Source organism: Candidatus Tisiphia endosymbiont of Ceraclea dissimilis (genome assembly GCF_964030735.1).
Classification (GTDB): domain Bacteria; phylum Pseudomonadota; class Alphaproteobacteria; order Rickettsiales; family Rickettsiaceae; genus Tisiphia.
Genome location: NZ_OZ034917.1, coordinates 50,408 through 73,127, shown reverse-complemented (window position 1 = coordinate 73,127; position 22,720 = coordinate 50,408). Strand labels below are relative to the sequence as shown.

Here is a 22,720-nt window from a genome sequence, read left to right as displayed (position 1 = left end):
ATAAATTTTAGTACTAAAACCACCTTTACTTCTATGCAAAATATAGCAAAATTGAAGAATGGTGAAACCGAAGGGATTCGAACCCCCGACCTAGTGATTAGGAATCACTCGCTCTATCCTGCTGAGCTACGGCTTCTCTTGTTACTATTTTAAAGAATAAGTATTATATCAAAATTTTTAACAGTTGCAAGCATGCGATATGAAATCGAATGGATTGACAGGCTTATTATTAAGCCAAATTTCAAAATGCAAATGCTCTCCCGTACTGTTACCACTATTACCTTGCACTCCGATAATCTGACCTTTGGTAACAATATCTCCTTCTTTTACGTGCATTTTTTTTAAGTGAGCATATTTGGTAATAAATTTATCTGAATGTTTTATTTCTATTAAATTTCCATAAGAACTTTTTCGCTTTACGGTAATAATTGTTCCATTAGCAGAGGCATAAATGGAAAAGTCTTGGTATCCTTTTAAGTCTATTCCGCAATGAAATTTTTTTTGTTTCTTCCTAGGATGTTTACGCATGCCATAGTGACTAGTAACCTTTACATTATATTGTGGTAACATTATAGGAATAGCAGTAGTTAGCTTATCTAATTGTGCCAGCTCTTTAAGATTATAAGAACTATTTTTATTACTAGCTTTTTGAACAAGTTGTAATTGTTCTGGGGATAAAAACTTATACTTACAATTTAATTTTATCAGCAAATCTTTGATCTTAGTTGATTTAATCATTGCCTGGTTATTAATTGCTTGGCTATTAATATTCTTAGAGCCAATAGCTTTAAATTTTTGCAAAAAAGCCTTGTTATATTTGTCATTATTAATAACAAGACCAAAATTTTTTGCATAAATGCAGTCATTTTTACTTAGTGCTGCTAAATTATATTGTATAATTAAAGTGCCGTGATTCAGTTTGTAATCTTTTTGTAATTGCTGTGCCGTGACGTTTAAAAATGTCTTATTGACAGATGAGGTGCTACATCCTTGTAGGAATAATATTATAGTTAATAATAATATACAGGACTTAAGCATCTATATCCTTATAAGATTTGTTTACATAACCTAAGAAACGATTGCTTTTTATACCAAAGATAAACAGGTATTCCGCTTAATACAAATGAGATAGCTTTTATTGTAACATTTAATGGTGTTTCATAAATAATCCATAGGCAAAAGGCAATTGATCCTAGGGCAATTAACCATTGATATGTTGAAGATTTTTCTGATTTTGTTAGTAGTAATTTTAAAAAAGCTACGCTACAGGCTAGATATACAAATAAAAAAGAGATAACGGAAAAATCAATTATTTCGGTAATTTGTTCTGATAAATCTTCATTGGTTGTACTAATCAATAATAATAATATTCCAATACAACTTATGATTAAACTCCAAATTGGAGCACCATTTTTATTTTGTTTAGCAAAAAAAGATGGCATTAAACCGTCTTGGGCAAGTCCCAAAGCAATTTGTCCACTGATTAGTACCCAAGCATTTAACGTTCCAATACAAATAATTGAAGCAATCAAAGAAATAAGTAGATGCCACTGACCACCAAAAATTATTTGGGTGGCATCTACATAAGGAGCTTTAGAATGTATTAAGTCTTCTGGTGGGATTAAACCAATTATTCCAACACTATTAATGAGATATAAAATAGCAACACAAAGCGTACCTATTACTACAGCTCTTGGTATTGTTTTTGATGGATTCATTACCGAACCAGCTTGAGCAGTTGCTGATTCTAAACCAATGAAGCCCCAGAATGTTAATAATGTTACCTTACCAAGAATTTGAGAAAAAGTTAAATTAGTTATTTGCTTATCCATAACAAAATTATTACTATCAAACTGATATAATGCCGCAATTGGTACTACTATTAATGGAATGAATTTTAGAATTGCTAGTATAAACTCAGCTCGCCCTGCTACTTCCACACCTTTAAGGTTTAGCAACATAATAGCAAATAACAATAATATCTGCAAAATTAAGATCACAAAACTATTATTCACCCCAATTAAAGGTGTTAAATATGTAATAGCTGAAATAACAACTACAGCCGTACTAACCCATGAAATAACCCAATAAGTCCAGCCGGTAAAAAATGCTACATCATTACCAAAAGCCTTTTTTAAATAAACATGGGGTCCACCTGTTTGTGGGAATCGGCAACAAAGTATAGCAAATAACAGTGCTAAAATTATAGCACCGCAGGAGGATACTACTCCTCCAACTAAACTAAAAATACCGTATGGTGCTAAACTTGCTGGTAATATTAAGACACTGGTGCCAATTTGACTACCAATAACTAAAGCAAAAACTGACCAAAAACCGAGCTTTTGTGACATATAATCCTGAACTGTATGTATAAACCCTGAACTGATTTCATGGGGTAATAATCACAAATTGTACATAAAAAAATAAAAACTTGAAAATTGATAAATCAATTACTCAAGTTTTTGTAAGCTATATACTAAATAACACTATTGAGTACTGGTGACCCCTACGGGACTCGAACCCGTGTTTTCACCGTGAAAGGGTAACGTCCTAACCACTAGACGAAGGGGCCATAAACTCTTTAAGCTCGTCTATTAACTCTTTAATTTGCAAGGAGTATATTCGAATGATTTAAGAACTAGTATCGTTCAGTTTATACAGTATTCACGAAATATTGCAAGTATGATTTTATCGTTTCTTTGTCTTTTTTCCCTCAGTAGGTTTATTGAACCTACCAATATTCTTTACAAATTTCTGTAGCCCGTTTAATTCTGTACCGTAAGTTTTCGTATATTCTCCCATTATATTTATATCATCTTTATGCGAATCATTAAGTACTAAAACCTCCTCAATTACATCTTTTTTATTAAAAGCAATTTTTATTATTTTTTGTTCAATTACTTTTGGCTCAAACCAGGCTCTCCTAGCTAAAGAACGTTGAACATAATACCAAGTATTAGGAGTATAATCGGGTATAATTGTTGGCGTACCAACTAAATCTTCTACTTCCGATTTGTTAAGCTTTTTTTCTTCAAGTGTAGTTAATAAATTATCATCAATATACTGCCCCCTTGATTCTATAGTTTTACAACTACACAATGTGAGTAATATAGATGAAATAAGAAAAGTTTGAATTATAATGAATTTCATAAATTTTATGTTTAAAATACCTAGATTTTGTAATGGAAGTATAATATACTGCTATATCGATTTGACAAATACTTTTTATTCTAAAGTGTAATTTTTAAGAGGCTATATGGCAGTTCCAAAAAAGAAGACATCAAAATCAAGACGCAATATGAGGCGTTCTCACCTTGCACTTGGTAAAATTAATGTAGTAATAGATTCTCAAACAGGAGAATATAAGCTTCCTCATCACATATCTTTAGCTGATGGCACATATAATGGTCGTCAGGTTATTGTCCAGAAGCGAGAAAAAGATGAAGAAGTAGCATAAACCACAATGACTTGTAAAATTCTGGGGTGTGGTGCCTATTTGCCGAAGCGTATTCTCAGTAATGCAGAATTATCGCTATCAGTTGATACTAACGATGAATGGATTCATTCAAGAACCGGTATATTACAAAGACATATCGCGGCTGATGATGAATATACATCACATTTAGCTATTAAAGCTAGCCAAAATGCTATAGATGATGCTGGATTAAATCCAGCATCTATAGATTTGATAATTACCTGTACCACTACTCCGGATAATAGCTTTCCTTCTACCGCCTCTAAGTTACAAGGTTATCTAGGGCTTGGTAATGTACCTTCATTTGACCTACAGGCGGTATGCTCGGGGTTTATATATGGTTTACATGTTGCCGACTCTTTGATCAAATCTAGAAAATATAAAACCATATTATTAGTTGGTGCTGAAAAAATGTCATCTCTAATGGACTGGAGCGATAGAGCTACTTGTATTTTATTTGGTGATGGTGCCGGTGCGGTAATTTTGCAATATAGTGATGATAACTCCGGTATAATAGATAGTAATATCTATTCGGATGGTCGTTATCACGATATTCTTTACACTGATGGTGGTGTAAGTAGTAATGGCAAAACCGGTAAAATAAAAATGAAAGGACAGGAAGTTTTTAGACATGCAGTAGAAAAGATGAGTAAGATAGCTGAAGAAATATTGCATAATAATAATTTTACCATAGATGATGTTAATCATTTTATTCCACATCAGGCAAATGTAAGAATTATAGATGCCGTTGTAGATCGACTAAAAATCGATCCGAGTAAAGTAGTAAAAACGGTTGCAAAACATGCTAATTGTTCGGCTGCTTCAATTCCTTTAGCTCTTGCTTCTCTAAAATCTTATGGCAATATTAAAAAAGGCGATCTATTGCTTTTTACGGCTATTGGTGCTGGAGTAACTTGGGGTTCGGCTCTAATCAGATGGTAAAAACAACAATCTTCTGGTTATCGCAGGCATCCTTCTAGGCTCTGTGAACAAAATTTAAATTGTTTAGATTTTGACTCTTTTTAGCTGCAAATTATAAGATTTTTTTAAAATAGAACTAACTATTCCGGCAAAAATCTTATTAATTTTCGCTTAAAAACACTCAAAATCTAAACAATTAAAGTTTTGTTCACAGAGCCTAGGAACCTACTTGTTATTTTTCTCTACGATTTTTAAGCTTCGGTGCGGAATCTAAGACCCCTACTTTCGCAAGGGTGACATCTAACTTTTTCGTCATTCCCGCTTCGGTGCGGAATCTATAACTCGATAATCAAGTTTTTTTGCAGATTTGAATAAAATATAGGATAATGGTTGTCATCCCTGCGAAAGTAGGTATCTAAAAATGCCCTGAGGTATTATAGATTCCCGCTTACGCGGGAATGATGGTATGGACGAGTGAAGCGAAATATGCTTTACTTGTACGGAGTCAGCTGAAAAATAGTTTTCAGCTGCTCCAAATTAAATAATAATTTAATTAATAGGTCCATACCATGATAAATAATAGCATAAAAAATACTATAATAGGAATAGATTTAGCAAAAAATAGTATGCACTTGGTGCAAGTCGATCAAAATGGCAAAAAAATAGGTTACCAAAAAGTTACAAGAGATGAGTTAATAGCCTATTTAAGCAATCTCGATAAAAGTTCATTGGTAGCTATGGAAGCATGTGGAGGAGCTAATTATTGGTCACAGGAAATTGCTAAGCTTGGTTTGCAAGTCAAACTAATGAAAACAAAAGATGTAAAAGTTTATGCTACATCGAAACAGAAAAATGATTATAACGATGCGTTAGCAATATGCAAAGCGGCTCGTGATCCAGAATTAAAAACTGTGCTACTAAAAAGCAAGGAGGAACAAGATATAAAATTCTTGCATAAAATTAGAAGTAATACGATCAGAGATCGTGTGCAAAAAACTAATTCTACAATATCAAGTTTATGTGAATATGGCTATAATACAAAATTAAGTAAAAATAAATTTTGCAAATCATGTATGCTGGAGGTAGAGTTAGCGTATAGTAAAGGTTATATAAATTCTGGGATAAGGTCAATTTTACTTTTAGAATGTAAAGAAATTGAGGATTTATGTGACAAAGAAAAAACTTTAGAAAAGCTGATTATCAGCAATAATAAGCAAAGTGAGAAAGCTACTAGGTTGCAGACAATTTTTGGCATTGGAGCAATCAATGCTAGTTGTTTGAGTGTAGCCCCAATGGAAAGTTACCCAACCCCGAGGGATTTTGCTGCTTCGCTTGGTTTGGTACCAAAGCAACATAGCTCAGGAGATAAGATAGTTTTAGGAGGGATTACCAAACAAGGAGATAGATATGCCAGAACTATGTTGATTCAAGCCGCAAGGACAATAGCAATAAGAGCAAAAAGTGATAAGGAATCAAAAGATAAACTAGTGCAGTGGGCAGTGAAGAAATTTGCTGAAAATAAATCATATAATATTATATGTGTTGGTTTAGCAAATAAGTTATACCAAATCACTATCTATTTAATAATATAGATGCTATAGTGTGTTATTTAAGATAGTATAGTGTTAATTAAGATGTCTAGAGGGTATAAGGTATTAGAAGTTAATGTAGAAGAAGTGAAACAATTAATGAATGAAGCAAAGACTAAAGAAGAATTTAGACGTTATCAATCAATCTATCTAAGAGTGAGTGAAAAAATGCCGACATCATTGATTGCTAAAGTTACAGGATTATCAGAAAGTCATGTTCACAGAACCCATAGTCAATGTCGGAAAAAAGGCTTAAAGGCACTATGTAGCAGGAAGAAAGGTGGGAGATACAGAAGTTATCTAACTCAAGAGCAAGAACGTGAGATGCTTAAAAAGATAGAACAGAATGCCGTTAATGGTGGGATAGTAGAAATTAGCAAGGTGCATAAGATTTTTGAGGAAACGGTTGGTAGTAAAATAGCACGTTACACAGCTTATAGGCTGCTTCATAGGCATGGGTGGCGTAAAATTGCACCAAGACCATACCATCCTAAACAAAAGAAGGATGCGGTAGAAACTTTTAAAAAAAGTGGCCTGATATGGTTAAAGAAGCAAGAGTATCAGCAGCAACTGAAGGCAAGGAATTAAAGATATTCTTCCAAGATGAGGCACGTTTTGGTCGTATAGATTCATTAAGGCGTTGCTGGGTTCCGGCTGGAATCAGGCCTTTACTTAAGAAACAAATTATTCGTGAATATACTTATACTTATGGGGCAATTTGTCCATTTGACGGTGCTAGTTGTTTCCTTATTTTGCCTTTAATGAACCAAGATTGGATGATGTTAATGCTACAAGAAATGGCAAAGCGTTATAAGGATAATTTTCTTTTAGTAGTATGCGATGGAGCTGCTGCACATAAACTCGATAAAGAATTATTACCTAATAATATTAAACTAGCTTACTTGCCACCATATAGCCCACAATTAAACCCACAAGAAAATATATGGGATGATATGAGGGAAAAATTCTTTTATAACCTAGCTTTTGATTCAATGAATGCTATAGAAAATCAACTAATCACAGCATGTAATTATTATGAAAATAATCCTGCAATTGTCAAATCTATATGTGCTTGGAATTGGATAGTATCTTGTTAATTAGATAGTGATTTGGTATTAGCAAGGATTGCTTATGCAGTAGTCACCAATGGTAGCGAATATGTTGCAAATTAGTTTAGTGGGAAAAAAAGAAGAAACTATGTCAACTAAATAAAAATTGGTAATTGAAAATATTGTGAGTAAAGAATAGTAACAATAAAGAGAACGAAAGTTAAAGAGTTAATGAATAAGTATTCTGAATAAAATCCGTAATTATGTCGAGGCTCTAGAAGCCGTGGGAATGAGAGGTCACTCAAGGATATTTATAAGAATGCAGAAACCATTATGGCATTCGATGCCGAATATATGACCGCTTCCTTTGTGGCTCTATTTTTTTATTTTCTTTCTTGACAAATTCACTCGTCCATATATGACAAAAAAGTGTAGTTGTCACCCCTGCTTTGGTGCGGGGTCTAGATTCCGCACCGAAGCGGAAATGACAAGAGGAAATGGGAATGAAAAAATAATGAAAACAGCTATTAGTGGATGATAAAAATCTGTTATATTTATAGCTATAAATGAAAATGTTAATAAAAGAGTATTTTATGATAATGAATAAAATCTTTACCTCTGAATCGGTGTCTGAAGGACACCCAGATAAAATTGCTGACCAAATTTCTGATGCTATTTTAGATGCAATTATCACTCAAGATCCTAAATGCCGTGTTGCATGTGAGACTTTAGTGAAAACTGGTATGATTTTAGTAAGTGGAGAGATTACTACAAATTCTTGGGTTGATATAGAGCAAATAGCACGTGATACAGTAAGAGAGATTGGTTATAACGATCCAAGTCTTGGGTTCGACGCGGATTCTTGTGCTGTTATATCCGGTATTACCAAACAATCAGTAGATATAGCTATTGGTGTGGATAACCAAGATGAGGATATGATTGGTGCTGGTGATCAAGGGATGGTATTTGGTTACGCTTGTAATGAAACAGAAGTTCTGATGCCAGCTCCAATATATTATGCTCATAAATTAGTTAAGAGGCAAGCTAAATTACGTAAGCAAGGAATTTTGCCATGGCTTGGTCCAGATGCAAAATCACAAATTACTTTACGATATCAAGGCAATAAGCCGATTGGTGTTGATACGGTTGTATTATCAACTCAGCATTATAGCCATGTAACTCATAGCCAGCTAGTAGAAGCAGTAATGGATGAAATTATTAAACCAGAACTACCAGCAGAATGGATTACTAAAGACACAAAATATTTAATTAACCCTACTGGTAGATTCGTTATTGGTGGACCTGTAGGAGATTGTGGGCTTACTGGTAGAAAAATTATAGTAGATACTTATGGGGGAATGGCTAGGCATGGTGGTGGTTGTTTTTCTGGCAAAGATCCAACAAAAATAGATCGCTCTGCTGCTTACATGGCTCGCTATATTGCGAAGAATATTGTAGGAGCTGAGATAGCAGATCGTTGTGAAATACAAATATCCTACGCAATTGGAGTGGCAGCTCCTGTATCTATTTTTGTTAACACTTTTGGTACTGGTAAACTAACTGATAACGAAATAGCAGAATTAGTAAATGAGCATTTTGATCTAAGACCAGGTAGAATTATAAAACAACTCAAATTGCAAACTGCTTGTTATCAAAAAACAGCGGTATATGGGCATTTTGGTAGAGAAGATCAGAATTTTGCTTGGGAACAACTGGACAAAGTAGCGTTACTACGTACTGTTTCACTAAAAAAATGACACCCATGAAAGCTGATTTAATCATAATACAACCGATCGAGATATTTATATGGAAAATAATAAACCACCAAGAATGAGGGTAGGTACCGATGAATTCTATGACCTGCTAGTTAATAGTGATGTATTTGTTGATAAAAGTCTAATGATAAAGGAATTGCTAGAAGATAGTGGTAAAGTTATCCTAATTACTAGACCAAGACGGTGGGGTAAGAGCTTGAATATGAACATGCTGCAGAAATTTTTTGAGATAGAGGTGGATGAGAGAGGTACGCCTTTACCTGAAGAGGATAGAGTAAATAGCAAGCTATTTACTGGTGGTACAGTAGATTTAGGATTTGACGAAACTAAAGAGCTCAAATCTTTAAAGATTGTTCATGACGCAAGTAACATGAAACGTCAAGGTCAATTTCCGGTGATTTCCATAAATTTTAAGGATGTTAAAGGCAGTAATTACCAAGAAATTGAAAGTGGGATAAAAAATCAAGTAACTAATTTATTTACAAACCATCGATACTTAAAGCGTTATATAACAACAGATGAAAAATTACTAGATGAGGCACAAAAGGAAAAGTTAAATCGATATTTTACAGGAAAGCTTGATAAAGAAGACTTAAAAGATAGTTTACGGGTTTTGAGTGAAGTATTGTACAAACATTTTGGTCAAAAAGTTTATATATTGATCGATGAATATGACACACCGATCAATAGTTCATACATTAAGTTTGGTAACAAGCCAGAAGAATTTGAACAGGTACTTGAAATATTCCGCGGGATGTTTGGCAGTAGTTTAAAAACTAATCCTTATTTAGAAAAAGGCGTAATAACTGGCATATTACGAGTTGCTAAGGCTAATTTATTTTCGGATTTGAATAATGTTAGTGAATATAGCTTGCTTGATGAAGAATTTTCTAAGTTCTATGGTTTTACTCAAGCAGAAGTTGATGAATTGTTAGCAAAAGTACCAACAGCAACTAATCCTGAACAAATTAAAGCTTGGTATAATGGCTATAGTTTTGGTGGGGAGATCATCTATAATCCATGGTCGATTATGCAATGTTTAGCTCATAAAGGCAAGCTTGATCATTATTGGCTTGATAGTGGGGGGACGGCTCTTGTTGATAAAGCATTATTGTCAGATGGAATGCAGGAAGATTTACAGAGCTTAGCTGCCGGAAAGGCTATTATCTCACCGATTGTCAAACAAATTAGTTTTGCTGATATCAACAAGCCAGTAGGATTATTTAGCTTGTTGTTATTTAGCGGTTATTTAAACCCTGTTGCTAAAAAACCAGAAGAAGATATTTACGAATTGTCGGTACCAAATAAAGAGGTACGATATATATATAATGCCAGAATGCTCCAATGGGTAACTGATCAGTTACAAATTGATCATTTTCGATATTATTCTTTTGCTACTTTGTTGCCGGCAGGTAAAATAGAACAGTTTAAAGAAAGGTTGCAAGAATTATTACTAAACGCTACTAGTTTTCATCAAACTGGCGAGAAAAAAGCCGAGCTATTTTATAGTGGCTTTATGCTAGGTTTGATTAATACCTTAGCTTCCGACTACATAATAGACAGTGAAAGAGAAACCGGTAGCGGTAGGGCGGATATTGTGCTACTACCCAAGATAGGTAAAAGTGACAATGCTATTATTATTGAATATAAAATATGTAAATCTCCTGATATTTTAGAATCTGTTGCCAGAGAAGGGCTAGAGCAAATAGCAAAAAAACGATATGAGGCTAAAATAAAAGAATACTCCCATGTTCAAAAAATCATCAAAATATCTATGGCTTTTTGCGGTAAGGAAGTGGCTCTAGAATATCAGCTATAGTTTAATATTCCAAGGAAGTAGTTTTATCTATTATTACTAGGTTTTTGCCTAATTACTGGTGGTTTCGTTGGTGCCTTTGTTGGTGAGATTGTGGATAATTTTGAAGTGCTAGAAGGGGTTTTTCCTTGCCTAACCTTTTGTAGACTTTGTCTTAATCTATCTGTCCTTAATTCTTGTCTCTTTTTAAATGCTACTAATGGTTCATTTAGCTTCTTAACATCTGCTTGCACTTTCTCTAACGGCATTTGTTGACTCTGCTGTTTAGTAGTATCTTGAATTTGTGGTTTACCAAGGAGTCCTTTAATATTATCAACAATAACCTCTATAATAGCGTTTATAATTTTTGCAAACCAACCTGTTGTTTGTTCAGGTTTGGTCATTGATGGTGGCAAAGTGTCTTTATCTCTCTTATCGGATTCAGACGGTTCCCTAATTACCGGTTCTGGCAATGCTGCAGGAGCGTTAGTCTGTAACTTATTATCCTTTGAGCTGGTAGCTGCTTTATTAACTGCTTTTTTTATTGGTTTTATCGACTGAGACTGTTTAATCTCATTATCTTTTAATTTTTCATTTAATTTTCTAATTTTCTTTTGCGGTTTTTCGGCAGTTTGCTTTTCAACAATTTTTGTTGAATCTTTTAACTTTTTCAGTCTATCCTCTAATTCTTTGACAGTTGGTATTGGTGCAGGATTTTTTAACGCTTCTTCCGTAGGTCTTGGATCTCTTATAGCCTTAAGCCTATCTGCTAATTCTTGATCTTTTTGTTTGCCTAATGCTGCACTTTTCTTATCTAAATTCACTTCAGATTGCATTTGTTCTAGCAATTTATCTACTTCCTGATCGGAAACGGAACCAGCCATCCTATCTAATGAATCATTGAAGATATCTCCCACTTTTTCAAATTTAGATAATTCTTTATCTAAATCATTAGATACTTTTTCAAATTCTTCATTAATATCACGTTTCTCAGACATATTATAACCAGTTAGTTATTGAATATACTTGCGTATATTATAATATATTCTGTTGGTTCCTACTAGCAATTTTACTAAATACATATTTTTTTAAGTTCTTATGCTTGTAATGTTGTTGCTTTTGTGATATACATATTATGCTATAATGGGTGGTTTTTAATGCCCATACAACAAGTTCTTCCTTCTCTCCCATTATCCAGCAGTTATAGTCAATTATTTTAAACTCTGCACTATAACTTTGCTTCTTTACCTCGAAAAACACAACCACAAATCTTGCATTTATATCTTTGCACCCCATCTTGTAAACCATTCTTCACTATGTTTTCAAATTTGTATGTTTTACATTCTTTCCATTCCCCTGAGATTTGTTCTCCTTATTGCTATTCACTTATCATACTCTAGCAATATTTTATTTCATATACTCAAATGATTTGAAGAGTATACCAACTGTTTCTAGGCAACGCCTGACAAGTTACTGATGAGTTCTTGACAAAAGGGTTGACTTTATATATATTACGACTTGCCTATATGTTATAGATATTGAAAAGGGGGTGTAGCTCAGTTGGTTAGAGCGTCTGCCTGTCACGCAGAAGGTCGCGGGTTCGAGTCCCGTCACTCCCGCCAGTTACTTATTACCCTTTCAGGGATTTTGTAATTTTATAAAGCAATCCATATGCTCCCTATATGCTCCTTACGGATTGGAAAATAAGGAGTACATTTGCCCTCAACCCCTCTTTAGTACTGCTGTTCAGTTGGAGGGATTATGCAGCAAATAGTCAACTCTTCCTCTACCCCTACTGCCGATATTGGTGCTAATAATACTGACAATGATACTATTTTCTATAATTTTGTTGGTAATTTTGTGCCACCTGAGTGGTTTGATCTTAGAACTAGTGGTGGTAAGATTTTAAGTAAAACTGCCCGTCAACTGCTGTCTTTAATAGTGTTTCGTTTGCAAGTTTATCATGATAACAACATCGATGAACTACAAGAAAGTTATTATTTTTTCGAACAAGAACTTAAACTATGTCAAAGACGTATTAGGCAATGTATGCTTGAATTACAAGATGGTGGTTTTATTCATCTTCATCTAGCCACAATAGTCAAACATAAAATCAAATGTCGTAATACCCCCTGTATAAAATTGGCAAAAAATTTTCAGCATTACACAAAAAAATTTTTTGGTAAAAGCGAAGATAATTTCGGATCAACTCGAAAAAATTTTCAACCAGACAATATTATAGATAATAATAAATATAATAAATCTAGATCTAGCGAATCAGTTGTTTTAAAAAATGTTGTTGATAAAGATGATCCAGGGTTGGATTACACCCAAAACCAGCTGCAAGAAAAAAACTTGCAGCCTGAAGAGGTGAGAATAGACGAGAGAATAGATGAAGCTAAGGATATTGTTGAAGGTGCTGTACTAGGGGCAGTACCGCTCTGCACAGCCTTAACAAGACTTACAGAAAAATTTTTTCTAACAACTGAACTGGTAGCATCAAGTTCCTCCAATGTGAAAGTATCAGATAACAGTAAGCCTGATAATAATAAGGGCTGGTTCAAGAAAAAGAAATTAGTTGATTTTTATCCACTAATAGAGGAAGACGCTGATTTACTGCAGTTGAGATCAAACCGAGAATTTAACTTAGCTTTTATTAATAAATTATTGCTAAAACTAGCGGAGCAATATCCTAATCATCATTTTTGTAACAAAAAAGTAGTATTGAACTATATGGCTAAAACTTTAGCATATGAATTGCGGGAGAGTAGCAGAGCTAATCAGGACAATTTTCAGTTTAAATCTAGCAATGAAGATACACTTAAAGAGCGATATTTGAAGAAGATTAAAAATAGTACAAATACTGATAGGCATGCCAAATTAAAGAGTAAGTTAGCAGGAGTTTTTGACTGTGATACTGCCTATGAGTTATTAACTAGTTGTGCATTTGGTTCAGTAATGCAAGATGAACAATATCAGATAAAGCTGTTAAAAGATATTTCTTTGTTAGAACATATTAAAGCTAAGATATTAGAGCAAGTACAAGCAGTATATGGTCATAAGGTAAAGCAGTTACAAATCATACCATTTACCCCCTTTATGATGGTAAAACAACAAGCCAAAAGTGAAAAAGTGCTTGCAGATGGGGAGAAACCTTACATGTCAGAGCTAAGTCCTGACTTAGTATGGGACAGGATCAGACGATCCATAATAGCAAGTTACGGGGTTACTATGGATCAAGTAATATTTAGTAAACTGACAGTAATAGAGGAAGATCGCATCAACAAGAGAGTAATTCTTAAACCACAGACAGATTTTATTAGTTATATGATAACTCGCAGTTATAGAAATATCCTAGAATCAGCTTTTCAAGCAGAAGGCTTCACTTATGAGCTACTTGCGGTAGATAAAAGTAATTAGTCAATAATTAGTAATAATCACTTCATAAGAGACTTTTCTTTGTTGCGATATGGAATATTTAATGTCTACAGTACGGATATTAAAGTCTTTGTATATATCTCTTATAAAATCAGTATCGCTATTAGAAATCATCGTCTTTACACCTTTACTACCTAGTTCTTTAACAAAGTCCCTAAGTCTGATTTGTTCACTTTGGTCAAATGGTAACATAGTATAGAATTTCTCGCCTGATTGATGATATGGTGGATCGAAATAAACAAAATCATTTTTCTGTGGTTCAATAAAGGAAAAATCCATGGCGTAAATGGATGTATCCATTAAAAAACTGCTACATTGTTTTAGCTTTTCATCAATGTCAGATGTGCCATATTTTTTAGTAGAAAAACATAGTGCCAACTTCCCGTCTTTCTTTAGTCGATATATGCTTTTAAAAGCGTACCTAGTGAGATATATGAACCTTGCGGTAATTTTGTTGGGATCGTTGGTATTATTATTTCTAACTTGGTAGTAATATTCTTTTGAATGATTTTCTTTATGTTCCTTCAGTAATTTACTCACTGTAGTTGGATCTTTTTTAACGCTATTATAGCTAGTAACTAAATCAAGATTAATATCAGACAAAAAGCATTTGTTGAACATGGGTCTTACTTGAAAAAATAGTGCACCTCCACCAAGGAATGGCTCGTAATAATTATTTAATCCTGAGGGGATATGTTCAATTAATTTATCAGTAATTTTTCTTTTACCACCGACCCAGTGTAAAAATGGTTGTGGTTTATTGGTAACGGATAACATAGCATTAATAGTTAAATATCTTAATGATAAATTATACCATAAAATAAACTGCAATGCCAGGTGAAAGTGCTATATTTAAAAGGTTTGTTCTATTTTTTATGACACGATTGATATTCTTGATGTCTCTTTTATACAGTTTTTTAGATATATTGGCAGAAATTTGTGCAAAATAGTGAAAAATGCTCTGTACTCCTCAGAAAAAGGGTGATAAATGTGATGGTGATCCTATATCAATCTAGGATCAAGCACAGAGGTTAAGTCATTAAGTTCAGCCTTACAGTTTAACCTCTATGCCTCCATTTTTGTAATCAAAAACAGTACAGATATAGTATGACAAATAATGTTAAGAATCAACAAGAAGATGTAAATGAAATCGATAATATTAAGCAAAATCTTACAGGACAGGGCTGGTATGTTACATTAGCTCCAACATTTGCTACATTAATACCAACATCTGACCAAAGCACAAATATAATGAACTCAGTAGGAAATTATGTTGATATTACTAAATTCAAAATTTTGGAACTAGAATTACAACAAGTAAAGAACAAACTTAAAGAATCAGAATTAATCAGGTTAGACTTAATCAACAATATAGGACATAGTATCAATACTCCTTGTAACGGGATTTTTTCACTATTAACCATTCTCCATGAGGTAGAGACTGAGCCTGACAAAAAGGATTACATAACTACTATTGTGAATTGTACTCAAGAGTTACTAGATTATTCCAATAATATGATTGAGTTTCTTAAAAGTCATGTCATGCCAACAGCTGTAATTTCTAAAAAATTTCACCTGAAGAAACTAGTTGAGTAAAGCATTACTAAAGCACAACCAGCAGCATCGCATAAAGGTTTAAGACTTGCCTGTAGTTTTCAATATGATATGGAGGATATTATCCTTGGTGATAATTACCGATTACAAGCAATATTAGATCAATTAATTAGTAACGCCATTAAGTTTACTGAGCAAGGGCATGTGATGATCACAGTTAATTTATTTGCAGCTAAAACTCAAGAACAAGATAAGGATATTCAAGATGCTAGAAATGTTATTTTAGAATTTATTGTTAATGACACAGGTATTAGTATCCCTATCGATAAGCAACGATATATTTATGAAAAATTAACTAAACTTGAATCTAGGACAAAATATAGGGGTCTTGGTTTGGGTTTGGCATTTGTCAAACAGTTCATAGAGGATTTGCATGGCGATATTGACGTGAGAAGCATCGAGGGTAAAGGTACAACTTTCGTATGTAACGTTCCGGTTAAATTACCTTTACTTGATGGTATGATTTATAATGAATTGTAAGTGATTTTATAGTTAAATATTATAAAATATGTTTAAGCGAAAGCCTTTATACACTAGAAACTTATAGAGGCTTATTATAGCAATCTTTTAGCAGGAGTATTCCAGATTCCTAAGTTATCAGAAAGACAATCAAAAAGATAATTGCTAGTGCTGATAGCTTATTTATGGTACAATTTACGTAATTAAATATTTATTTTTAAATATAATCAAATAATATGACTATTAAACTTTCTAATCATAATACAACCAATCAAGATATTTATATGGAAAGTAATATGCCACCAAGAATGAGAACAGGTACAGATGATTTTAAGACGTTATTGTTAAATAGTGATGTATTTGTTGATAAAAGCTTAATGATAAAAGAGTTATTAGCCGATAGTGGAGATGTCATCCTAATCACCAGACCAAGGCGGTGGGGTAAAAGTTTGAATATGAACATGCTTCAAAAATTTTTTGAGATAGAGGTGGATGAGGGAGGTAAGCCTTTACCTGAAGAGGATAGAGTAAATAACAAGCTATTTACTGGTGGTACAGTAGATTTAGGATTTGACGAAACTAAAGAACTAAAATCTTTGAAAATTGTGAGTGATGCAAGTAGCATGAAACGTCAAGGTCAATTTCCGGTGATTTTGCTCAATCTTAAAGATGTAAAAGGCAGTAGTTATCAGGAAATAGAACTAGGCATTAAGGATCAAATTATAGAATTATTTGCAAATCATCATTATTTAAATCATCATATAACAGAAGATACAGGACTATTAAATAATGCCCAAAAAGAAAAATTAAGGAGATATTTTGATGGGAAACTTGAGAAAAATGACTTAAAAGATAGTTTACGTGTTTTGAGTGAAGTACTATATAAACATTTTGGTCAAAAAGTTTACATATTGATCGATGAATACGATACGCCGATCAATAGTTCATACATTAAGTTTGGTAACAAGCCAGAAGAATTTGAACAGGTACTTGAAATGTTTCGCGGGATGTTTGGCAGTAGTTTAAAAACTAATCCTTATTTAGAGAAAGGCGTAATAACCGGCATATTACGAGTTGCTAAAGCTAATTTATTTTCGGATTTGAATAATGTTAGTGAATATAGCTTGCTTGATGAAAAATATTCTAAGTTTTATGGTTTTACTCAAGCAGAAGTTGATGAATTGTTAACAAAAGTAGCAACAGCAACTAATCCTGAGCAAATTAAAGCTTGGTATAATGGCTATAGTTTTGGTGGGGAGATTATCTATAATCCATGGTCGATTATGCAATGTTTGGCTCATAAAGGAAAACTTGATCATTATTGGCTTGATAGCGGTGGCACTGGGCTTGTTGATAAAATATTACTGTCCGATGAAATGCAAAGCGATCTCCAACAATTAGTGGTAGGTGTAAGTATAATCTCACCTATTACCAAACAAATTACTTTTGCTGATATCAATAAACCAATAGGACTGTTTAGTTTATTGTTATTTAGTGGTTATCTAAGCCCAACTGCCATAGCACCAGAAAGAAATATTTATGAATTATCGATACCTAATGAAGAAGTAAAATATATTTATGAAACAAGAGTATTGCAATGGGTAACCGATCAATTAAAGATAGATAGTTCTAGATACTATTCGTTTGCTAGTTTGTTGCCCGCAGGTAAAATAGAAGAATTCAAAGAAAGGCTGCAAGAATTATTACTAAACGCTACTAGTTTTCATCAAACTGGCGAGAAAAAAGCCGAGTTATTTTATAGCGGCTTTATGCTAGGTTTAATTAACACTTTATCTCCTGGCTATGTCATAGATAGTGAGAGAGAAACAGGCAGTGGTAGAGCTGATATTATATTGCTACCTAAGGCTGGGAAGCAGAATAATGCTATTATTATTGAATATAAAATATGCAAATCTCCTGATACTCTAGAATCTATCGCAAAAGATGGGCTAGATCAAATCATGAGAAAAAAATATGAGACTAAAATAAAAGAACACTCTCATGTTCAGAAAATTATCAAAATTGCTATGGCTTTTTGTGGTAAAGAAGTGGCTCTAGAATATCAGATTGATGTGGTGAATCTTTAAACTATTTAATATATAAATACAAGAACCTAAATAATAACAATTAACTTAATATTTCTTTAGGTTTTTGCAATGTATATGGTGATATTAAATCTTCCAGTAGGAGTCAATCATAAACTCAGAATTTCTTTTCTATGGTAGGAATTAGTCTTGTTTTACCAGCAGCTCCTATAGTCAATTGATGGGAAGTTGGTGACGTCGTCACTCGTCGCTCGCCTATTACTTATAGGCGTCGCTCCATCGTTCCTAGCACCAAATTCCCCTGAATTGACTATATCTGGTTACTATTAAGGTTAAGAGTAGTAATGGAGTTAGTAATTATTTGTTGTATAAGAGCTTGTTCTAATGGCATTTTTCCTCTCTTTTATTTTTGTCAAAATTTATTAATTACTTCATAGTCTCAGGTGGAGTAGACGTAATAGTAACCTATTACGCCCCTCATTAGATACGCATCGTGTCTTATTAAGGTAATGGGCTATAGTCATTCAACTTGATCTAAAAGATTAAATAATAATTTATTAAACAACCTATACTTGTAGCAAAACTGCTTTGCAATTTTTTAGCAGTACAAATCACATTTTAAAACTATGTCGCCAAGTAAATTTTTGGTAAATTCTTCATCTACCAGGTCACAATTGTCAAATTTCTGCTCCTCTGCTTTGGTAGCAAAATCTTGCCCTTGAGCAGCGGCATTAACCATAATGTTAGCAATTTTCTTGTAAACCTCAGACCTAAAATTTTTATCCTGATTTAGGCTGAATGCATGGTGATAATATGTTTTGGCTTTTTCAAATAAACCTATAGACTCAAAATACTCAGCCTGCTTTAGCATTATATCAGGATTTCTTTTATCTTGTTCTAACCATGCTTTAAAACATTCTTTTATCTCAAGTACATTATTAACTACTTTATAGCAGTCAATCGCCTTAGCATATTCACCCTTGTTAAAAAGTAGTTGTCCTAGTTCTTCATATATTTTTGGTAGGTGGCTATTGGCATCTATAGCTTTTGCATAGTAAGCCAATGCGGCTTCATTGGCACCATCATGCTCAGCAATACTAGCTAAGCAACTATAGGCTATAGCCTTAAGATTCTTGCAAGCAGGAGAGTCTTGATAATTTTCTAGATATTTTATAGCTTTATGATAATATTCTGGGTCAGATTGGTTCTCATCAATCTTCAAACTACTAACTTGGTACTCAAGATTTTCTGTTACTTTAGTATGGCAAGTTGTTATTAACTCTGCAATCTTTGCATGATCAGGTAATTTAGTTCCACAGACATTAGCGAAGAATTTCACATATTCATATTGCTGCTGTAAGCAATAACCATAGTCTTGGACTTGATTCTGAAGCTGAGAATTATCAGAGTCAGCATATTCAGCAAAAAGCTCCACTGCTATCTGCAAGATCATTAAGGCATCTGGTATCTTATCTATTTGATTATAGTTAAGCACTTTTTGCAATCTTGATAATAACTCCAACTCTGGAAAATATTCACCTTCACTATGTTGCTTTAGTTCATTGTAATTAATTGATGACGGAACCCAATCTTTGACAATCGCATAATTTTCGGAAAATGCATTGAGTGGATTAACATTTAAGCAGTGAGTTGCATCAGCAATAGCCTTCACTATAACTTCTAATAGTTGATTAAAATTATTACTCGCAGTATTTAACAGATGAGCAAGTGTACTCTTGTCAACCCCGGTATTACCAAAAAGCAATATCCCCTTTTTGCCATGTTCCTGTAGGTGGTCATTACCATCTCGGATTAAATCTAATACTTGCTTTATAGTAGCCTGATCATCATTGTTAAGCTGATTATCCTCACCTGCTACCTCAAATAATTTTACAACCGGTATATTGGGGATATATTCTTTTACTTCTTGTTCAGCTATGTATTGTTTTACTAGAGCCTCTTTTTTTGCTTCTGCAGGAAAGTCTTTATTAATCTGCAGGGCTGCTTTTATCTCACTTGCTACAATATCTCCTACATTCTTAAAACTAGTGCCAAAATTAGCAATAGATTTATTAATCTTTAAGGCTTCTGCTAGATACCTCACTCCCACAGATCCTATTGGGTTAGTACTATCAATGTAAAAATTAGTAATAGCTTTATTAACCTTTAAGGCTTCTGCTAGAGCCTGTGCTCCAGCATCTCCTATCTTGTTATTATTAAGGTTAAAATAAGTAATAGCTTTATTAACTTTTAAGGCTTCTGCTAGAGCCTGTGTTCCAACATTTCCTATCTGGTTATTATGAAGATAAAGAGTAGTAATAGATTTGTTATCCTTTAAGGCTTCTGCTAAAGCCTTTGCTTCAGCATCTCCTATCTTGTTATAACAAAGATCAATAGAAGTAATAGATTTATTAATCTTTAAGGCTTCCGCTAAATCCTTGGCTCCAGCATCTCCTATCCCTGTATTACTAAGATCAAGAGTAGTAATAGAGTTAGTTGTTATTTGATGTATAATAGTTTTGTCTAATGGCATTTTTTCCTCTCTTTATATTTAGGTCAAAATTTATCAATTACGTCATAGTCTCAGGTGGAGTAAACGTAATAGCCATCTACTACGTCCCTCATTAGATACGTATCGTACCCTATTAAAGCAATGGGCTATAGCCATTCAACCTGATCTAAAAGATTAAATAATAATTTATCAAACAACGTATACTTGTAGCAAAACTGCTTTGCAATTTTTTAGCAATACAAATCACATTTTAAAACTATGTCGCCAAGCAAATTTTTGGTAAATGCTTCATCTACCAGGTCATAATTGTAAAAATCATGTTCCTGTGCTCTGGTAATAAAATTTTGTCCCTGAGCAGCAGTATTAACCATAATATTGCCAATTTTTTCTAAAGCGGCAGCCTTAAAATTGTCATCATGACTTAGGCTAAATGCGTGCTGATAATATTTTTTGGCTTGCTCAAATAAACCTATAGACTCAAAATACTCAGCCTGTTTTAACATTATATCGGGATTCTCTTGATCTTGTTTTAGCCATTTTTTAAAACAGACTTTTATCTTAAATGCATTATTCACTACTTTGTAGCAGTCAATTGCCTTAGCATATTCACCTTTGTTAAAAAATAGTTGCCCTAGTTCTTCATATATTTTTGGTAGGTGGCTATTGGCATCTATAGCTTTTGCATAGTAAGCAAATGCAGTTTCATTGGCACTGTCATGCTCAGCAATACTAGCTAAGCAACTATAGGCTATAGCCTTAAGATTCTTACAGGCAGGAGAGTCTTGATAATTTTCTAGATATTTTATAGCTTTATGATAATATTCTGGGTTAGATTGCTCCTCATCAATCTTCAAACTACTAACTTGGTACTCAAGATTTTCTGTTACCTTAGCGTGGCAAGCTGTTATTAACTCTGCAATCTTTGCATGATCAGGTAATTTAGTTTCACAGACATTAGCGAAGAATTTCACATATTCATATTGCTGCTGTAAGCAATAACCGTAATCTTGTATCCGATTCTGAAGCTGAGAATTATCAGACTCAGCATATTCAGCAAAAAGCTCCACTGCTATCTGCAAGATCATTAAGGCATCTGGTATGTTATCTATTTGATTATAGTTAAGCACTTTTTGTAATCTTGATAATAATTCCAATTCTGGAAAATATTCACCTTCGCTATGTTGCTTTAGTTCATTGTAATTAATTGATGACGGAACCCAATCTTTGACAATCGCATAATTTTCGGAAAATGCATTGAGTGGATTAACATTTAAGCAGTGAGTTGCATCAGCAATAGCCTTCACTATAACTTCTAATAGTTGATTAAAATTATTACTCGCAGTATTTAACAGATGCAATGAGCAGTCCTTAGCTTTCTTCGAAATAGCTATGTTGACCATCTCACTATTAGCGTCAGAATATGTGGATGATTTGTCTATTTCCGCAAGTAAGTCAGGTACAGTTAACTCACCTTCTTCAATTGGTTTATAGAATAGATGTATTGATTTGAGCTTACTAATCAGGTCTTTGTGGTCATTTGTTGTCCCTTGGTTATCTTTTAATATTTTTTCTATAGATTTTTGGATATGCTGTGTATCCTTGCCTTTTGGTACCTGGGTAACTACTAAAGATATGCTACCCTCTATAGAGCCAATATCATTAAAACTTTTCATAAAATTAGACAAAGTTTCAAGGAAATCATTGCCTCTTTTACTCCTTAAATCTGATTCAACTATTACCAACACAAATTTTAATTGATCTGTAGTCTCAAAAAGCCTTTTAATATAGAAGTTGTTAGCAATTTCCTGGACAGGCTCGGTATCATTAAAGCCAGGGCAATCCCAAATGATTAGGTCTTTAACAAAACATTTATTAGGAATCTTAGTCTCGGAAGCCAGTTTATGACCAATGACAATATCAGTAAGAGGCTGCATCGCCTCAATAACCAGTTCGGCAGTTTCATCATCCCTAATAGCTTGCAGTTTTCTGCCACTAAGCAAGTGAGCTAGTGTACTCTTGCCAGCCCCGGTATTACCAAGCAGCAATAG

General features: G+C 33.5%; 19 protein-coding genes and 3 tRNA genes. 12 read left to right on the top strand and 10 right to left on the bottom strand.

All coding sequences use genetic code 11. The features are described 5' to 3' along the window. Positions 1 to 59 precede the first annotated feature (59 nt). The 5 genes from ACQH1V_RS00330 to ACQH1V_RS00310 all read right to left on the bottom strand — a co-directional run bounded on the left by ACQH1V_RS00330 (position 60) and on the right by ACQH1V_RS00310 (position 3,150). Positions 60 to 136, bottom strand: a tRNA-Arg gene (locus tag ACQH1V_RS00330). 41 nt (positions 137 to 177) lie between these two features. Then, positions 178 to 1,038: a M23 family metallopeptidase gene (locus tag ACQH1V_RS00325; RefSeq protein WP_425360443.1), complete on the bottom strand. Its 861-nt coding sequence runs from the start codon at positions 1,036 to 1,038 to the stop codon at positions 178 to 180. An 8-nt stretch (positions 1,039 to 1,046) separates the two neighbouring features. Continuing rightward, a complete protein-coding gene (locus ACQH1V_RS00320) occupies positions 1,047 to 2,351 on the bottom strand; it encodes an APC family permease (protein WP_425360442.1) in 1,305 nt (434 codons plus the stop codon). 146 nt (positions 2,352 to 2,497) lie between these two features. Further along, a tRNA-Glu gene (locus ACQH1V_RS00315) sits at positions 2,498 to 2,572 on the bottom strand. A gap of 116 nt (positions 2,573 to 2,688) precedes the next feature. Further along, positions 2,689 to 3,150, bottom strand: coding sequence for an outer membrane protein assembly factor BamE (locus tag ACQH1V_RS00310; protein ID WP_094649450.1), 462 nt, complete (start codon positions 3,148 to 3,150; stop codon positions 2,689 to 2,691). Between the two features lie 106 nt (positions 3,151 to 3,256). Here ACQH1V_RS00310 and rpmF point away from each other — a divergent pair, with 106 nt between their 5' ends. The 7 genes from rpmF (at position 3,257) to ACQH1V_RS00275 (ending at position 10,628) form a co-directional block, all read left to right on the top strand. Next, positions 3,257 to 3,457 carry a 50S ribosomal protein L32 gene (rpmF, locus tag ACQH1V_RS00305; RefSeq protein WP_094649449.1) on the top strand — a complete coding sequence of 67 codons (201 nt, stop codon included), beginning with the start codon at positions 3,257 to 3,259 and terminating at the stop codon, positions 3,455 to 3,457. 6 nt (positions 3,458 to 3,463) lie between these two features. Further along, the gene (locus tag ACQH1V_RS00300) at positions 3,464 to 4,417 is read left to right on the top strand and encodes a beta-ketoacyl-ACP synthase III (RefSeq protein ID WP_094649448.1); all 954 of its coding nucleotides are present in this window, start codon (positions 3,464 to 3,466) and stop codon (positions 4,415 to 4,417) included. Positions 4,418 to 4,965: 548 nt separating this feature from the next. After that, on the top strand, positions 4,966 to 5,988 hold the full coding sequence (locus ACQH1V_RS00295; protein WP_425360441.1) for an IS110 family transposase: 1,023 nt from the start codon (positions 4,966 to 4,968) through the stop codon (positions 5,986 to 5,988). Positions 5,989 to 6,030: 42 nt separating this feature from the next. Further along, positions 6,031 to 6,573, top strand: coding sequence for a helix-turn-helix domain-containing protein (locus ACQH1V_RS00290; RefSeq protein ID WP_425360100.1), 543 nt, complete (start codon positions 6,031 to 6,033; stop codon positions 6,571 to 6,573). Beyond that, positions 6,525 to 7,082, top strand: coding sequence for an IS630 family transposase (locus ACQH1V_RS00285; RefSeq protein ID WP_425360101.1), 558 nt, complete (start codon positions 6,525 to 6,527; stop codon positions 7,080 to 7,082). The genes ACQH1V_RS00290 and ACQH1V_RS00285 overlap by 49 nt, the downstream gene beginning before the upstream one ends. Before the next feature lie 548 nt (positions 7,083 to 7,630). Further along, positions 7,631 to 8,791, top strand: coding sequence for a methionine adenosyltransferase (gene metK / locus ACQH1V_RS00280; protein WP_204839956.1), 1,161 nt, complete (start codon positions 7,631 to 7,633; stop codon positions 8,789 to 8,791). A gap of 49 nt (positions 8,792 to 8,840) precedes the next feature. Continuing rightward, positions 8,841 to 10,628, top strand: a complete 1,788-nt coding sequence (locus ACQH1V_RS00275) for an AAA family ATPase (RefSeq protein ID WP_425360440.1) — start codon at positions 8,841 to 8,843, stop codon at positions 10,626 to 10,628. Between the two features lie 23 nt (positions 10,629 to 10,651). Here the strand turns inward: ACQH1V_RS00275 and ACQH1V_RS00270 are convergent, their stop codons facing one another. Together ACQH1V_RS00270 and ACQH1V_RS00265 are read right to left on the bottom strand one after the other, a co-directional pair. Further along, positions 10,652 to 11,602 carry a hypothetical protein gene (locus ACQH1V_RS00270; protein ID WP_425360439.1) on the bottom strand — a complete coding sequence of 317 codons (951 nt, stop codon included), beginning with the start codon at positions 11,600 to 11,602 and terminating at the stop codon, positions 10,652 to 10,654. Between the two features lie 230 nt (positions 11,603 to 11,832). Beyond that, the gene (locus tag ACQH1V_RS00265; protein WP_425360914.1) at positions 11,833 to 11,895 is read right to left on the bottom strand and encodes a hypothetical protein; all 63 of its coding nucleotides are present in this window, start codon (positions 11,893 to 11,895) and stop codon (positions 11,833 to 11,835) included. Between the two features lie 254 nt (positions 11,896 to 12,149). Here ACQH1V_RS00265 and ACQH1V_RS00260 point away from each other — a divergent pair. Both ACQH1V_RS00260 and ACQH1V_RS00255 read left to right on the top strand, forming a co-directional pair. Beyond that, positions 12,150 to 12,226: transfer RNA gene (locus ACQH1V_RS00260), tRNA-Asp, on the top strand. 139 nt (positions 12,227 to 12,365) lie between these two features. Continuing rightward, positions 12,366 to 14,024, top strand: a complete 1,659-nt coding sequence (locus ACQH1V_RS00255; RefSeq protein WP_425360438.1) for a hypothetical protein — start codon at positions 12,366 to 12,368, stop codon at positions 14,022 to 14,024. Here the strand turns inward: ACQH1V_RS00255 and ACQH1V_RS00250 are convergent, their stop codons facing one another. Continuing rightward, the gene (locus ACQH1V_RS00250) at positions 14,025 to 14,819 is read right to left on the bottom strand and encodes a DNA adenine methylase (RefSeq protein WP_425360913.1); all 795 of its coding nucleotides are present in this window, start codon (positions 14,817 to 14,819) and stop codon (positions 14,025 to 14,027) included. Positions 14,820 to 15,149: 330 nt separating this feature from the next. Here ACQH1V_RS00250 and ACQH1V_RS00245 point away from each other — a divergent pair, with 330 nt between their 5' ends. The 3 genes from ACQH1V_RS00245 (at position 15,150) to ACQH1V_RS00235 (ending at position 18,202) form a co-directional block, all read left to right on the top strand. Continuing rightward, the gene (locus ACQH1V_RS00245; protein ID WP_425360437.1) at positions 15,150 to 15,638 is read left to right on the top strand and encodes a histidine kinase dimerization/phospho-acceptor domain-containing protein; all 489 of its coding nucleotides are present in this window, start codon (positions 15,150 to 15,152) and stop codon (positions 15,636 to 15,638) included. 69 nt (positions 15,639 to 15,707) lie between these two features. Beyond that, positions 15,708 to 16,136 carry an ATP-binding protein gene (locus ACQH1V_RS00240; protein ID WP_425360436.1) on the top strand — a complete coding sequence of 143 codons (429 nt, stop codon included), beginning with the start codon at positions 15,708 to 15,710 and terminating at the stop codon, positions 16,134 to 16,136. Between the two features lie 215 nt (positions 16,137 to 16,351). After that, positions 16,352 to 18,202 carry an AAA family ATPase gene (locus ACQH1V_RS00235; RefSeq protein ID WP_425360435.1) on the top strand — a complete coding sequence of 617 codons (1,851 nt, stop codon included), beginning with the start codon at positions 16,352 to 16,354 and terminating at the stop codon, positions 18,200 to 18,202. Between the two features lie 556 nt (positions 18,203 to 18,758). On the opposite strand, the gene ACQH1V_RS00230 is transcribed toward ACQH1V_RS00235, so the two are convergent. Both ACQH1V_RS00230 and ACQH1V_RS00225 read right to left on the bottom strand, forming a co-directional pair. Beyond that, positions 18,759 to 20,693 carry a hypothetical protein gene (locus tag ACQH1V_RS00230; protein ID WP_425360434.1) on the bottom strand — a complete coding sequence of 645 codons (1,935 nt, stop codon included), beginning with the start codon at positions 20,691 to 20,693 and terminating at the stop codon, positions 18,759 to 18,761. Between the two features lie 209 nt (positions 20,694 to 20,902). Further along, entirely contained in the window at positions 20,903 to 22,717 is a 1,815-nt protein-coding gene (locus ACQH1V_RS00225; protein WP_425360433.1) for a hypothetical protein, read from the bottom strand. Positions 22,718 to 22,720: the final 3 nt, after the last annotated feature.

What these genes read in the sequence shown, in the direction of transcription:
- ACQH1V_RS00325 (WP_425360443.1), bottom strand. Translation starts at nt 1,038, where the DNA reads ATGCTTAAGTCCTGTATATTATTATTAACTATAATATTATTCCTACAA.
- ACQH1V_RS00320 (WP_425360442.1), bottom strand. Translation starts at nt 2,351, where the DNA reads ATGTCACAAAAGCTCGGTTTTTGGTCAGTTTTTGCTTTAGTTATTGGT.
- ACQH1V_RS00310 (WP_094649450.1), bottom strand. Translation starts at nt 3,150, where the DNA reads ATGAAATTCATTATAATTCAAACTTTTCTTATTTCATCTATATTACTC.
- rpmF (WP_094649449.1), top strand. Translation starts at nt 3,257, where the DNA reads ATGGCAGTTCCAAAAAAGAAGACATCAAAATCAAGACGCAATATGAGG.
- ACQH1V_RS00300 (WP_094649448.1), top strand. Translation starts at nt 3,464, where the DNA reads ATGACTTGTAAAATTCTGGGGTGTGGTGCCTATTTGCCGAAGCGTATT.
- ACQH1V_RS00295 (WP_425360441.1), top strand. Translation starts at nt 4,966, where the DNA reads ATGATAAATAATAGCATAAAAAATACTATAATAGGAATAGATTTAGCA.
- ACQH1V_RS00290 (WP_425360100.1), top strand. Translation starts at nt 6,031, where the DNA reads ATGTCTAGAGGGTATAAGGTATTAGAAGTTAATGTAGAAGAAGTGAAA.
- ACQH1V_RS00285 (WP_425360101.1), top strand. Translation starts at nt 6,525, where the DNA reads ATGGTTAAAGAAGCAAGAGTATCAGCAGCAACTGAAGGCAAGGAATTA.
- ACQH1V_RS00275 (WP_425360440.1), top strand. Translation starts at nt 8,841, where the DNA reads ATGGAAAATAATAAACCACCAAGAATGAGGGTAGGTACCGATGAATTC.
- ACQH1V_RS00270 (WP_425360439.1), bottom strand. Translation starts at nt 11,602, where the DNA reads ATGTCTGAGAAACGTGATATTAATGAAGAATTTGAAAAAGTATCTAAT.
- ACQH1V_RS00255 (WP_425360438.1), top strand. Translation starts at nt 12,366, where the DNA reads ATGCAGCAAATAGTCAACTCTTCCTCTACCCCTACTGCCGATATTGGT.
- ACQH1V_RS00250 (WP_425360913.1), bottom strand. Translation starts at nt 14,819, where the DNA reads ATGTTATCCGTTACCAATAAACCACAACCATTTTTACACTGGGTCGGT.
- ACQH1V_RS00245 (WP_425360437.1), top strand. Translation starts at nt 15,150, where the DNA reads ATGACAAATAATGTTAAGAATCAACAAGAAGATGTAAATGAAATCGAT.
- ACQH1V_RS00240 (WP_425360436.1), top strand. Translation starts at nt 15,708, where the DNA reads ATGGAGGATATTATCCTTGGTGATAATTACCGATTACAAGCAATATTA.
- ACQH1V_RS00235 (WP_425360435.1), top strand. Translation starts at nt 16,352, where the DNA reads ATGACTATTAAACTTTCTAATCATAATACAACCAATCAAGATATTTAT.
- ACQH1V_RS00230 (WP_425360434.1), bottom strand. Translation starts at nt 20,693, where the DNA reads ATGCCATTAGACAAAACTATTATACATCAAATAACAACTAACTCTATT.